This is a genomic window from Rhodanobacter sp. C06 (genome assembly GCF_002001105.1).
Taxonomy (GTDB): Bacteria; Pseudomonadota; Gammaproteobacteria; order Xanthomonadales; family Rhodanobacteraceae; genus Rhodanobacter_A.
This window is the reverse complement of record NZ_MUNP01000037.1, coordinates 90,227-103,552: the sequence shown is the minus strand read 5'-3', so window position 1 is coordinate 103,552 and position 13,326 is coordinate 90,227. Positions and strand designations below refer to the sequence as shown.

Here is a 13,326-nt window from a genome sequence, read left to right as displayed (position 1 = left end):
CTGTTTGCGCTGGTCAACCTATGGATGGCGCGCGGGATACTGCTGCAACCGAGATAGGGTTGCTGCGTCCGCCGTGGCCTGAAAAGGCTGGCGGCGGCACGAAGAACATGGAATGGGGCTCGCGGGCGGGAGCATCTTGCCTGCCGCTGGCTCAAATACGCGCCGAGAGCATGAGGCGGTGATTGATCAGACCATCCTTAGTAGACCCCTGATCGGGGCATATGCAAACCATGCTCCATCGCCGAAGCTCCAGCGTCAAGTGCAGAAATTCTTTGCGCAGAGAATGGTTTGGGTCTGATCTTCGGATCGGTAATCGAGGACATGCTGGTGTGCATATCATGCAAAACGGGGGCATAAGTCTTATCACTCCAAAAACGCCGATATGCACGATGGACGGGGCCTCGGGATGGCAGCGACACATGGCGGCGCACTGGCTTCTGGTGCGCAGGACGCGCGCCTGCTTTTCCGGGGCCCCTGGGCGGCGGTGAGGCGGGGACGATCAGGCCGCGCAGCGGGCATCGGCAGGGATGCCGATGCCTTTTCGCGCGGGCAGGCGACGGCATGGATGCCGGAGTTGAGGCAACGCAGGAGCGGTTGCCCGAGCCCGCTCGAAAAGCCCGGCACAGCTTCACGGACGTTCCGTCCATGGATGGACGGAACGCGCCAACCGGGGTGGCCTTCTCTTTGGGTTGCTTTTCTCTTGGCCTCGCAAGAGAAAAGTGACTCGGGCGCCGGCAGGCGCACGAAACGGCTTTGAAACTGGCGAATACGGGGCAAAGAACCCCTCTCCACAACCCCTCTTCCTCGCTCCTCCACGCGGAGAGAGCACAGGGATGTGCTCGGCTCTGGGGCGCGAGGAAAGCAGGGCCATCCATGGCCCTTCTCCGCGTCCGCAAGCGGGCGAGGAGAGGCTCGGACGTGGTGACGGTGTGGCGAGGGCGGCCCCTCACTCAACCCTCTCCCCGGCGGGGAGAGGGCTGCAAGCGGCATCAGTCGATGCCGAGCTTCTTGAGCTTGTAGCGCAGCGCCCGGAACGTGATGCCGAGTTTCTTCGCGGCGGCGGTCTTGTTGTAGCGCGACTCCTCCAGCGCCTTCACGATGGCGCCGCGCTCGAGGTTGCTGATGTAGTCATCGAGGCCGCCGTCGCCGGTGGCGCTGGCCGGCGAGGGCGCCGCGACGGGTGCCGGCTGGCCGGGGGCGGCGGGCAAGATGTCCGCGCGCGGCAGGCGCTGCGGCAGCATCAGGTCGCTGGCGTCGACGTGTTCGCCATCGCACATCGCGGTGGCGCGTTCGAGGATGTTCTCCAGTTCGCGCACGTTGCCGGGGAACTCGTAGCTTTCCAGTGCCTGCCGCGCCTCGGGCAGCAGGCGGCTGGGCTGGCCGCCACTCTTGCGGGCGAGGCCTTGCAGGATGAAGTCGGCCAGCAGCGGCACGTCGCCGCGGCGTTCGCGCAGCGGCGGCACGCGCAGTTCGATCACGTTGATGCGGTAGAACAGGTCCTGGCGGAACTGGCCTTGCTCGACCAGGGCGGCGAGGTTCTTGTGCGTGGCGGAGAGGATGCGCACGTCCACCGGCACTTCCTCGCGCGCACCGATCGGGCGCACGGCCTTTTCCTGGATCGCGCGCAGCAGCTTCACCTGCATGTGCAGGGGCAGCTCGGCCACCTCGTCGAGAAACAGCGTGCCGCCGTGCGCGGCCTGGAACAGGCCTTCCTTGTCGGCGCCGGCGCCGGTGAAGCTGCCCTTGCGGTGGCCGAAGAACTCGCTCTCCATCAACTCGGAGGGGATCGCGCCGCAGTTCACCGGCACGAACGGGCCGGTCGCGCGCGGGCCCTGTTCGTGGATCAGTCGCGCCACCAGTTCCTTGCCCACGCCGGATTCGCCGGCGATGTACACCGGCGCCTGGTTGCGCGCGAGCTTGGCGATGGTGGAGCGCACCTGCTGCATCGCCGACGAGTCGCCGATCAGCCGGTCGCCGGCGCCGCCGGCCTTGGCCGCGGCCTTGCCGCTGCGCTTTTCCTCGGCCAGGCGCAGTGCGGTGCGCACCAGCTGGCGCAGCATCTGGATGTCCACAGGCTTGGAGACGAAGTCGAACGCGCCGGCCTTCAGCGCGTTCACCGCGGCGTCCACGTTGCCGTAGGCGGTGATCATCGCCACCGGCATGTCCGGGTGGTTGGCGGCGATGTGCTCGACGATCTCGTGGCCGTTGCCGTCGGGCAGGCGCATGTCGGTGAAGCACAGGTCGTAGGTCTTGCCGGCCAACGCGTAGCGCGCCTCGGCGACGGTGCCCACGGCGTCGACCTGCAAGTCCATCCGCCCCAGCGTGATGGTGAGCAGTTCGCGGATGTCGCGCTCGTCGTCGATGACAAGGACGGTCTGCTGGCTCATGGGTCGTGGCGGTGGCGGCGGGATTGCGGTGAGGATACCCGCCGCGCCCACGGGGGGCAAAGCTCCGTGCCTGCGGATGCGGACCGGGTCAACGGGCCAGCCGGCGTTCGAAGAAGGCGACGATGGCGGCATAGGCTTGCCGCGACTCCGGCAACTCCGGGTCGGAGAAGAAGGAGTGCCACATGCCCTCCCACACGCGCAGCTCGGTGGGCACGCCGGCCTGGCGCAGCAGTTCGTTGCTGTGGACGATGGAGCTCAGCGCCATGTCGCGCGTGCCGCTGATCAGCAGGGTCGGCGGGAACTTCGCCAGCAGGGCAGGCGACAGCCCCGGCTGCAGCAGCGGGTCGCGCGGGTCGGCACCGCGGAAGTAGGGAATCGCGGCCAGGCCCAGCGGCTGCGCCGGCACGTCCTGGCCGTTGAGCAGTGGCGCGACATACGCCGAATCGCCACCGAGGTCGGTCAGCGCGCCGCAGAACATGCCGATCGCGCCGGGCACCGGCAGCCGGTCGGTGATGAAGCGCGCCACCGCTTCGCCGGTGAGGATGCCGCCGGCCGAGCAGCCGTAGATGCCGATCTGCTCCGGCTTGTGCGTCTTCAGCAGCTCGCGGTAGACGTTCTCCACATCGACGCTGGCGGCGGGAAAGACGTGCTCGGGGCCCAGCCGGTAGTCCACGGCGATCACCTCGATGCGGCCGAGGCTGGCGATCGGGATCGATTCCACCAGCGCGCCGCTGTGCGCGCCCCACAGGAAGGCGCCGCCGTGCAGGTTGAGCAACACGCGGTGGCGGTTTTCCGGCGCCACGCCCTGCGCCGGCAACACCACGTCGACGCCGACGCCGGCGATCGTGTCGCGGTGCGTTTTTACCGGGTAGAGCTTCTCCATGCGCGCGGCGCGGTCGCTGTTCATGCGGTCGTAGAACGCGCGACTTTCGGCGATCGGTGCGGTGAGCGGCGGTGCCTTGGCACCTGCGGCGAGCATCTTCGGGAAGAACGCGCGTGCCTGCGCCGAGGCGAACGCGGAATACGGGATGCTGGCGGCGGCCGCGGTGACGCTGCCGTCGGGTTGCACACCCGGCTGGCCGTCCTGCGCGGCGGCATAGGTGGCGGCCAGGCCCCTACAGAGCAGCAGCGTCGAGGCGAGACGCGAAAAGCGCGGGCGGTTCATGGCGGTTCCTCGCTCGATGCGGACAGGGTCCGTGCCTTCAGTGCACCACGGTCGCTGCGGCGGCAGGCTTTCCCGTCGCGGGGCCTTCCAGCAACTCGTGCAGCTTCAGGTACACGCCGTTGGTCCAGCCGAAGCCGATGACGTTGGTGGTGTAGCCGGCGCTCACTTTCACATCGGCATTGCCGAGCGCCATGTTGTATTTCTCGCGGATGGTGCCATCCGCGGCGAGGCTGCGATCCACGGTGGCCATGAACTTGCCGGCGAGGCGGTGCGCGTCGTCATGGAAGCCGTAGGCGTCCAGTCCCTTGATCGCGAGCCAGTTCGTGGGCGCCCAGCCGTAAGGCGCGTCCCACTGTGCGCCGGTGGTGCGCGTGCTCATGCGCAGGCCGCCGCGCTGCTCGAACAGCGCGAGCTTGCCGCGCAGCGCCTGCGCTTGCGCGGCGGAGGCGGCGCCGGCCCACAGCGGGTAGAACGTGCTGAGGTAGGGATCGGTCGAGGGCTTGCCCGCCACGAAGTCGTAGTCCATGTACATGCCCTTGGCGGGCTGCCAAAGGTACTGGTCCATCGCCGCCTTGCGTGCGGTGGCTGCCTGCGCCCAGTGCGTTGCATCGGCAGTCTTGCCCAGCGTCACGGCGAAGTCGTGCAGGTCGCGCTCGTAGCGGTAGAGCAGGCTGTTCAAGCCCACCGGCGCGTAGTGGTGGGTGAGGCCGGCGTAGGGGCCGAAATGGAAGTTCACGTCGAAGCCCGATTCGCGCATCGCGCGGTCGCCGAGGTAGTAGTCGGCGGTGAGGCGGTAGCCATCCACCCAGGCGTCGGCACAGACCTCGGAGGTCGTGATATCGCAGCTCGCGGTTTTCAGCCGCGCCGCCTCGGCGGCGTCGGGGTGCTGCGAGGCCTTGACCAGATAGCCGGGATCCTCCGCGCGATGCGCCAGCAACCAGCGGATCACGCCCTGGTAGTAGCTGGCGTCGTGTGCCTCCAGCACCGGGCCGTGGCCGTAGTCGAAGTAGCGCGCCAGGCCGGTATCGCCGGCGCGGTGCTCGGTGCGCAACCAGAGATCGTGGTTGCGCACCGCCAGCGGATAGGCCCGCGCGAGCCACGCGCGCTTGTCGGCGTCGTCGCGGAAGCTGGTGGGATCGGCCAGCAGCGCGGCCATCATCGCGCCGAGGAACGGCGGCTGCGAACGGCTGAGGTAGTAGCTGCGGTTGGCGTTGAGCACGCCGCCGTAGTGCCGCACCTCGAACAGCGCGTTGTCCACCATGTCGCGCGCCAGCGCTTCGTGGTGGTCGGTCAGCAGGCCCAGCTCGATGAAGTAGCTGTCCCAGCCGTACATCTCGTTGAAGAAGCCGCCCGGCACCACGTAGGGATGCGGCAGGTAGAGCAGGCCTTGCGCGGGCAGCTTTGCCGCATCCACGTCGCCGATCTCGCGGATCGTCTGCGGCAACCGGCGCAGCTCGACGTGGCAGCGCGCGGCGATCGCGGGTAGGCCGGACGGCATCGGCAGCGCATGCGGCAGGTAGAGCGCGAGCTGCGTGTCGCCCGGCCCCTTGCCGAAGGCGGAACAGTCGGCCATCTGCCGGGTCAGCGTGGTCCAGGCGTGATGGATGTAGTCCAGCGTCTTCGCGGCGTCGGGCGTGGCGGCGGAAGCCACGGGCGCGGACAGCAGCGCAAGCAGCAGGGCAGCGAGGCGGGTGCGGAGTTTCATGGGCTGGGATTCCCGGTGGATGGCGTGGCGGTCATCGACAGCACGGGTTTGCCGTCGGCGCCGCGTCGGATGCTGATGTCATAGAGCCGGCCACGGAAGGTAAGGTTGCGCAGCGTCAGTGCCGTCCAGCGCGCGGGCAGCATCGGCGGATACGTCGGCACCAGTCCCTTTGGCTCTATGCGCAGGCCGGTGAAGCCGTAGAGGATGTTCTGCAGCATGCCGCCGCTGGCGGTGAGGAAATAGCCGGTGTTGTTGTGCGCGGTCTCGGTGCGCACGGCGAACGGTGGCTGCACCACCCGCGCATGCAGGTTGCGCTCGAACCAGTCGTCGGCATCGGCGGTTTCGCCGGCGGTGGCGGCGGCGATCGACAGCGGGGCGAGGCCCATGCTGTTGGGGTCCCGGGTGGAACGGCGCACGGGGGCGACCGCGTAGGCGTAATCGGCGCGGCGCAGCGCGGGGCTCATCGCCACGTCCAGCGACGGCAGCGCCAGCATCGGCAGCGAGCTGCCGCCCCAGGTGTCGCGGTCGTGCGGCACGCTGGGGTCGAAGTCCAGGTGATGGCTGCCGTCGGCGGCCATCGGCACGTAGATGCCGTCGGCGACCCTGGCCCATCGCGGATCGGCGGCCGCGCCCACCTGCTTCGCCGCCGCGGTCGCGATGCGCAACGCCTTGATCGCGGCGAGGTTGGTGTAGGTGTCGTTGGGCACGTCGTTGTAATCCTCGTCCACCGAGGTGACGTGCAGGATCTCGTAGCGGTGCCGCGCGGGGACCCAGGTGGCGCGGCTGGCCCAGAACTCGGCCACGGCGCGGATCACCGGCCAGCCATGCCGTTTCAGCCAGTCCTCGTCGCCGCTGGCGAGCCAGTACTGCCACTGGGCGATGGCGACGTCGGCGGTGACATGGATCTCGCGCTCGCCCAGCACATGGGCGGCGTGCGGCGTCTGCTCGGTGCCGGTCTCCGGGTCGGCCTCCCACGGGTACATGGCGCCTTGCAGGCCGCGTGCCTGCGCGCGCGCCCGCGCCGCCGGCAGCGCGCGCGCGCGGAACATCACCAACGATTTCGCGCGCGCCGGATGCAACAGCAGCAGGGCCGGCATCAGCCAGGTGTCGCTGTCCCAGAACACATGGCCGGCGTAGCCGGTGGAGAGGCCGCAGGCGCCGGCGGCCCAGGCGGTATCGGGGGCGACGTTGGAAAGCAGGTAGTAGAGGTCGGCATGCACCATGCGCTGGGCGTCGGGGGCGCCGTCGATCTCGATGTCGCTGCGCCACAGCTTTGCCCAGGCGGCGGCCTGATCGGCCAGCAGCGCGTCGAAGCCGCGCGTGCGTGCGGCGCGCGCCAGCGCGAGATCGGCGGCCGCGTCGCCGCCCCAGCCGTCGCGCGACAACGCGACGTATTTGGTGAACACGTAGGTCTGGCCCTTGCGCACCGGCACGCGCAGGTCCAGCGCCATCCGGTACGGGTCGCGGCGGTAATTCGCCTCGCTGGGCACGACGTTGTCGGACCGGCCGACGGCCACCGCCATCGCCATGCGCGGCCCGTGCGCCGCGCGGCCATCCAGCGCCATGGTGTAGGCGCGGGCGTCGCCGCTGGCGTCCAGCACCTGCACGTCGCCGTGGTACCACAGTGGCGCGCGGTCGGCGGTGGCCGGCGGGAGCGGCCGGATCTGCAGGTTGTTCGCCGCCAGCGCCTCCTGCGTCATTTGGCCGTCCAGTTGCGCCAGCGGCAGGCGCGGCTGGTGCGGCGCCCAGGTGTCCAGCGTGAGCGACAGCTCCGCCGTGCCGTCGTATTCCGGCGTGATCGCCAGTTGCGTGACGGCGAGATGCGGATCGGCCTGGCTCACGAAGCTGGTCACCGCGATGCGCGTGTTGCGGCCGTGGTCGAGATAGCGGTAGCGCGTGGTCAGCACGCCGCGGCGCAGGTCCAGCGTCTGGCGATAATCGCGGAACGTGGCGGGGTCGGGTTCGACCTGGTTGAGCCAGTAGTGGCCGGCTTGCGAGTCGCCGGTGGAATAGTCGATGCCCAGCCAGCCGGGGATCGCTGCGGGTCGCGCGATGTCGCCCGGCGTCTCGTCCATCAGGCCGACCATGTACGCAAGCGTGCCCTGGGTGCCGCGCGGGTCGCTGAAGGTGGCGACGTAGCCGTTGCCGAGCTGGCCCGGAAAGTAGTGGGCGAAATCCGCCGAGCTGGCATCGAGCTGCCAGCCCGCGTCGTCGGTGGCGCACACGATCGGCGCAACCAGCGCCAGCCAGGCGCCTGCAAGCAGGGCGCATTTCATGGCCGCTCTCCCGGCACCGCGTCGAAGGCCACCGTGAGCCTCGCCTGCTCGCTGCGGAACGGCACCGTGCCGTGCCAGGCGTAAGAAGGGAACAACACCAGCAGGCCGGGCTCGGGGCGCACCACGTGCTGCGCGTGCAGCGGCGGCGCGGTGAGGATGCCGGGTTCGCCGAAGGCGAGGCAGCCGTCGGTGGTGCCGCTGCCGGCCATGCTGTCGGGCAGGTCGATGTAGCAGGCCGAGGAGATCCAGCCGCGCGGATGCACGTGGTTGGCGTGGAAGCCCGCGCTGCGCAGGCGCACCGACCAGCTGCCGTTGAAACGGTAGTGGCCGTGGTTGCGCCGGCGCAGCGCGTCGTCGCCGTGGCCGACGAAAGCCATGTAATCGCGGATCGGCGCGTCGAAGGCCTGGAACAGTGCCTGGATCACCGGATCGGCGAGGCGGGCCAGGTCCGCTGTGGTCTCGGTGCCGTGGCGCAGCGACTGGAACAGCAGCGGATGGCCGTTCGGATCGTGCAGGCGTTCAAGGCTGCGCTTCAGGTCGGCGAGGAAGCCGGCGAGGCTGCTCCAGCCGGCCGGCGCCTGCAGACGGTACGGCTGCACCAGCTGCGCGTAGTCGCAGTACGCGTCGTGGCGCGGGTCGCCGAGCAGGCGCCACGCGGTGGTCTGCAGCGCGACCAGGTACTGGTCGTCCGGCGCGTCGGCGAGCAGGAGTTCGCAATGCGCTAGCGCGCGCTGCGCATCGCCGATGCCGAGCAGGGCGGCGGCCAGCAGGCTGCGCGCGGGCGTGCTGGCAGGCGAACGCCGCAGCGCGCGTTCGGCCAGCGCGAGCGCGGTGGCGGGTTCGAACTCCAGCGCGGAAAGGCCCGCGCGCACCAGCAGGGACGGCGTGGCCTGCGCGCGGGCGGCGGACTCGGCGAGGCAGGCCCAGGCGCCGCGCGCATCGCCCGCGCCCTGCAGGATCGCGGCCTTGGCGGCGAGCAGGGTTTCGTCGCCGGGAAACCGGTGCAGCGCGGCATCGAGCGCGGCGGTGGTTTCGGCGAGATCGCCGCTGCGCATCCACACCAGCCGCGCGAGATGGTCGTGCGCCTCGGCGTGGCGCGGCTCCAGCCGCAGGCCCTCGCGCAGGTCCGTCTCCGCACGCGCGAACTCGCCCAGCGCGAGCAGGCTGCGCGCGCGGGTGAAGTGGGCGGCGGCGCTCACGCGGCCGGGCGCCAGCGCGCGCGTGGCGGCGCGTTCGGCCTCGGCGTGGCGGCCGCAGGCGGCGAGCGCGATCGCCAGCGCCTGCGCGGCAACCGGGTTGTCGGGCGCGGCTTCCGCCGCGCGGCGATGGAAATCCGCGGCTTCATCGGCACGCCCCAGCGCCGCCAGCGCCGCCACGTGCTGCGCGGCCAGTTCGGCCTCGACTGCGCCGGCGGCACACAGCGGTGCGAGCAAGGCCAGCGCCTCGGCCGGGCGTTGGCGCTCGTTGCAATGGCGAGCCAGCCGCAAGGCGGCTTGCGGCAGCTTCGTGGCCGCGCGGCGCAGCAACGCTTCGGCCTCGTCGTCGCGGCCGGCGGCCAGCAGCAGCTCGCCCAGCGTGGCGAGCGTGGGTGCCCAGCCCGGGTCCAGCCCCAGCGCCCGGCGCAGCAACGCCTCGGCGCCTTCGGCATCGCCGAAGCCCAGGCGCAGGCCGCCGAGCAGGCGCAGCGCCTCCACGCAGTCCGGATGCGCCGCGACGATGGCTTGCAGGCGTTCGTGCGCGCCGCGCAGCTCGCCGGCCTGCAGCAGCGCACCGACCTGGCGCAGGGCATCGAGCGACATGGGTGCGGGCGTGGACACGAGTGCGTCGCCGGCGCTATTTCGCCGCGAGGCGGATGGCTGGCGTCGCCACGGCCATGCCGTGGCGGTCGGTTTCGCGCTTGAAGAAAAACAGCGCAATGAGGATCAGGCTCATCGGCAGCAGCGAGAAATAAAACGCATCGATGCCGTTGGAGCGGGCGAACACGATCGCGGTGATGCGCGAACCCAGGGTGCCGCCCAGTGCGGAAAAGATCACGATCAGCCCGGTCATCGCCGCGTGCGCGGGCTTGGGCAGCGAGCTCAGCACCACCGAGTTGATCACCGGGTAGATCGGCGCCATCAGCAGGCCCACCAGCGGGAACAGCCAGGCGGCGACGGGCGCGTTGCCCCAGCTGACGTGGGCGTTCGGCACGATGTTGCGCGCCAGCGGCAGGCTCACGATCACGATCGCGGCCATGCCGACCACGCAGATGTTGAGCAAGGTGTACCAGTGCATCCGCCGCAGCGCCTGGCCGGCGGCCAGCCGCCCCAGCGCGATCGCGCCGGGCAGGATGCTGGCGAGCTGGATGCTCATCGCGTTCGGCAGCTTGAGGATCTCGTTGTTGAAGGTCGGCAGCCAGGTGGAGAAGCTCTGCTCGATCAGCACGTAGAGGAAGGCCGAGATCAGGAACACGTAGACCAGCGGCCGCACGAACAGCTGCAACATCTCGACCAGCGAACCCTTCATGGTCGAGGTGTGCACGTTGTGCGCCGCCGACTCGTCCATGCGCGAAGTGGCGAGCAGGGCGATCACCAGTACGCACAGCACGGCCAGCACCCAGTACACGTTGAGCCACGCCAGGTCGGCGGGATCGGCGTGGTTGATGAACGCGCTGAACAGCCAGTTGCCGGCCAGCACGCCGAGCATGAAGGTGCCCTCGATCGTCGAGGTGAGGCGGCCGTGCGCCGCGCGGTCGGCGGTGAGCAGGCCGATCGAGGAATACACGCCGACCTTGGCCAGCGCGAACGAGATGCCGACGCAGGTGAACAGCACCTCGGTGGTGCGGAAGCCGGGGAACAGCGGCATCAGCACGCAGGCGACGCCGAGCAGGGCCAGCGCCAGGATCATCGCGCGCCGGTAGCCGATCAGCGGCAGGAAGGAGGCCACGCCGAAGGAGACCACGGCGATGGTGAGGTCCTTGAACAGTTCAAGCAGGCTGGCCTCGGTCTTGCCGACGCCGAAGCTGGCGATCGATTGCAGGATCACCGTGCCCACGCTGTTGAGCAGGATCGCGAAGACCACGTAGGTCAGCGCGAGCGCGGCGATCATGCGGAAACGATTCATGCGCACCTCGTGCAGGTGGCCGCGACGAAAAAGGCGGCCCGGACCGCCATCGCGCAGTCCGGGCCGCTACGCGGGGTAAACGTTAGCTCAGGAAGCGTCTGAACAGTGGGCTTCCCGCTCGTCATACCGGCCTGCGCCGGGATGACGAGCGAGAGCACAGCCTCCTCAGAACTGGTACTTCACCTGCAGGTTGTACTCGTGGCCCTCCAGCGGGCGGGCGAGGATCACGCCCGACGCGCCGGCCGCCGAACCCGCGATGCGGGAGTTCGACTCGGTGAGGCCCAGCGCGTCGGTGACGTTGGAGCCGACCAGGGTGAACAGCCAGTGCGGCCCGTAGTTGTACTGCGCGCCCACGCTGAAGTCGGTGTAGGTGCCCAGTTGCTGCAGGGCCAGCTGGTCCTGGGTGTGGTTGCCCACGTACTCCATCGTCACCCACAGCCGCAGGTCGCCGTAGGCGGTGGGGAAGCGCAGGGCCGGGGTCAGGCGCATCTGGAACTTGGGCTGGCGCTGCAGCTGCTTGCCCTGGTAAGTGCCGTAGAAGATGCCGTTGAGGCCGGAGAACACCGCGTCGCCCTCGAAGTGCGTGTAGTGGCCTTCCATCCAGTTGCCGACCGCGGTCACCGAGAACATCTGGTCCGGCGTGTTCGCGTGCAGGTTGAAGTTGATGCCCTTGGTGTCCGAACCATAGGTGGACTTGCTGCCGAACGGCACGCCAAGCGTCGAGGGCTGGTAGCTCAGTCCGTCGAACTGGCGGTGGTAGAACGAGATGTCGGCGCTGAACAGCGGGATCTGGTACTTCCAGCCCACCTCGAAGTTCTGGATCTTCAGCACCGGCGGCGTGTCGCCGGTGACGCTGCCGCGCATGTCGTCGAAACTGTTGAAGTGCACGCCCTTGTTGGCGCGGGCGTAGAGCGCCATGTCGTCCTGGATCTTGTAGGTGGCGCCGGCCGTCCACGAGGTGTGGGTCTTGTTGTAGTCGGTGCGGGAGTAGGTGCCGTTGCACATCGACACACTGTTGTCGTACAGCGTGTTCGGGTTGCCGTCGATGTTGACGTTCGAGAGGTTGCACACGGTGTTGTGCGCGTCCTCGTTCTCCAGCCGCGCCGAGGCGTCGAGGATCCACCGGTCGAGCTTCCAGGTGTCGGACAGGTAGAACGCCTTGTTGGTGGCCACGCCGTTCTCGGTGATGTTGAAGCCGCCGTTGTAGATCAGGCCCTGCGCGTTGGTGACCTGGTAGGTCTGGCCGCCCTGCACGTAGCTCACCGCAATCGGCGTGGCGTTCGGCGTGTTGCTCATCAGCATCGGGTTGCCGAGCGACCAGCGGTCGTTGTCGGTGTAGTGCGCCAGGTACAGGCCGGCGGTCAGCGTGTTGCCCTCGAACAACTCCTTGCTGATGCGGAAGTCGTTGACCGCGCTCTTGATGTTCTTGTGGATGTGCCACCAGCCCTGGCTGATCACGTCCGCGTTCGGGTCGGTGACGATGCCCGAACCGTTGGTGTAGCTGGCGGTGGCGACTGCACCGGCGGGCACGCCGTTGCCGCTTTCCCACGAACTCAGCGTCTGCGGATTGGAGCCGGAGAACAGCGCATTGGTGTCCATGTTGCCGCCGTCGACCAGGAACTTGTCGCTGACCGTCCAGCCGTTGCCGAAGTCCCAGTCGAAGTTCGCGCCGAAGAAGCCGAGCTGGGCGCCGCGGCCGTCGGCGAGGTTCGCGCTGGTGCCGCCGCCCGGATAGCTCTCCAGGTACACGTGCTGCATCGCCTTGCTGTAGTAGGTGTCGGTCTGCGGGTCGAAGCCCGGGTAGGCGGTGAACTGGCCGGAGCCGGTCTGGATCAGCGGGATCGGGGTGATGAACTGGTTCTTGTCGTCGAGGCCGCGCGCCCAGAACACCAGCGAACCGTTGTCCCAATCCTTGGTCAGTGTGGCGGTGAGCTGGCCGCCCTTGTCGGCGGGGAACTGCGGATCGCGCACGCCGTTGGACTCGCGGTAGAAGCCGCCCACGCTGCCGTACCAGCCACCCTTGCCGATCGGGAAGCCGTAGAAGCCGTCGACCCGCTTGAGGTTCTCGGTGCCGTAGGTGACGCCGATGCTGCCGGACGGCGTGTCGGTGCCCTGCTTGAGGATGTAGTTGGAGGTGAGGCCGATCTGGCCGTCGCCGAACACCACCGACGGGCCGCCCAGCAGGAGCTCCACGTGGTCGACGGTGTCGTCGAGGCGGAACATCGAGCTCTGCTCGAAGAACGACAGCGAGGGCATGCCGTACAGCGGCGTGCCCATGATCTGGTTGGTGTAGAACGGCGCGTCGCCGCCGCCCGGGAAGCCGGCGATCTCGATGTTGGCGCCGGTCTGGCCGCCGGTGGACTCGGGCCATACGCCGGGCGCGATCTTCAGCAGGTCGGCGGCGCTGCGCGGGTTGTCCTGCTGGATCTGCGCGGCCGTGGCGGTGGTGATCGAATAGCTGGCGTCGATCTTGCGCACGCCTGCGGTGTTCGCCGAACCGGTGACGACGACCTGTTCCAGCGCCTGCACGGACTTGCCGTTCTTCGTGTTCTTGCCGGCGTTCTGCGTGGCGTTCGCCGTGGCTGGCGTGCCGCTGGCGGTCTGGCCGTTGTCCTGCGCCAGCGCAGTGCCGGAGGCGAGGGCGGCCGCGATCGCCGCGGACAGGGTCAAGCTTGTGAATATCCGAGTGCT

At 69.1% G+C, this 13,326-nt stretch carries 7 protein-coding genes; all 7 read right to left on the bottom strand.

Annotated features, from left to right (window positions below; translation table 11 throughout):
* Positions 1-989: 989 nt before the first annotated feature.
* The 7 genes from B0E52_RS05535 to B0E52_RS05505 all read right to left on the bottom strand — a co-directional run bounded on the left by B0E52_RS05535 (position 990) and on the right by B0E52_RS05505 (position 13,305).
* A complete protein-coding gene (locus B0E52_RS05535) occupies positions 990-2,387 on the bottom strand; it encodes a sigma-54 dependent transcriptional regulator (RefSeq protein WP_077482400.1) in 1,398 nt (465 codons plus the stop codon).
* 88 nt (positions 2,388-2,475) lie between these two features.
* Positions 2,476-3,552, bottom strand: a complete 1,077-nt coding sequence (locus B0E52_RS05530) for an alpha/beta hydrolase (RefSeq protein WP_077482398.1) — start codon at positions 3,550-3,552, stop codon at positions 2,476-2,478.
* A gap of 37 nt (positions 3,553-3,589) precedes the next feature.
* Positions 3,590-5,257, bottom strand: a complete 1,668-nt coding sequence (locus B0E52_RS05525; protein WP_077482396.1) for a trehalase family glycosidase — start codon at positions 5,255-5,257, stop codon at positions 3,590-3,592.
* Entirely contained in the window at positions 5,254-7,533 is a 2,280-nt protein-coding gene (locus tag B0E52_RS05520; RefSeq protein WP_077482394.1) for a glycoside hydrolase family 65 protein, read from the bottom strand. The genes B0E52_RS05525 and B0E52_RS05520 overlap by 4 nt, the downstream gene beginning before the upstream one ends.
* A complete protein-coding gene (locus tag B0E52_RS05515) occupies positions 7,530-9,332 on the bottom strand; it encodes a tetratricopeptide repeat protein (RefSeq protein WP_077482392.1) in 1,803 nt (600 codons plus the stop codon). The genes B0E52_RS05520 and B0E52_RS05515 overlap by 4 nt, the downstream gene beginning before the upstream one ends.
* Before the next feature lie 34 nt (positions 9,333-9,366).
* Positions 9,367-10,635 carry an MFS transporter gene (locus B0E52_RS05510; protein ID WP_254426714.1) on the bottom strand — a complete coding sequence of 423 codons (1,269 nt, stop codon included), beginning with the start codon at positions 10,633-10,635 and terminating at the stop codon, positions 9,367-9,369.
* 165 nt (positions 10,636-10,800) lie between these two features.
* Entirely contained in the window at positions 10,801-13,305 is a 2,505-nt protein-coding gene (locus tag B0E52_RS05505) for a TonB-dependent receptor (RefSeq protein WP_254426713.1), read from the bottom strand.
* Positions 13,306-13,326: the final 21 nt, after the last annotated feature.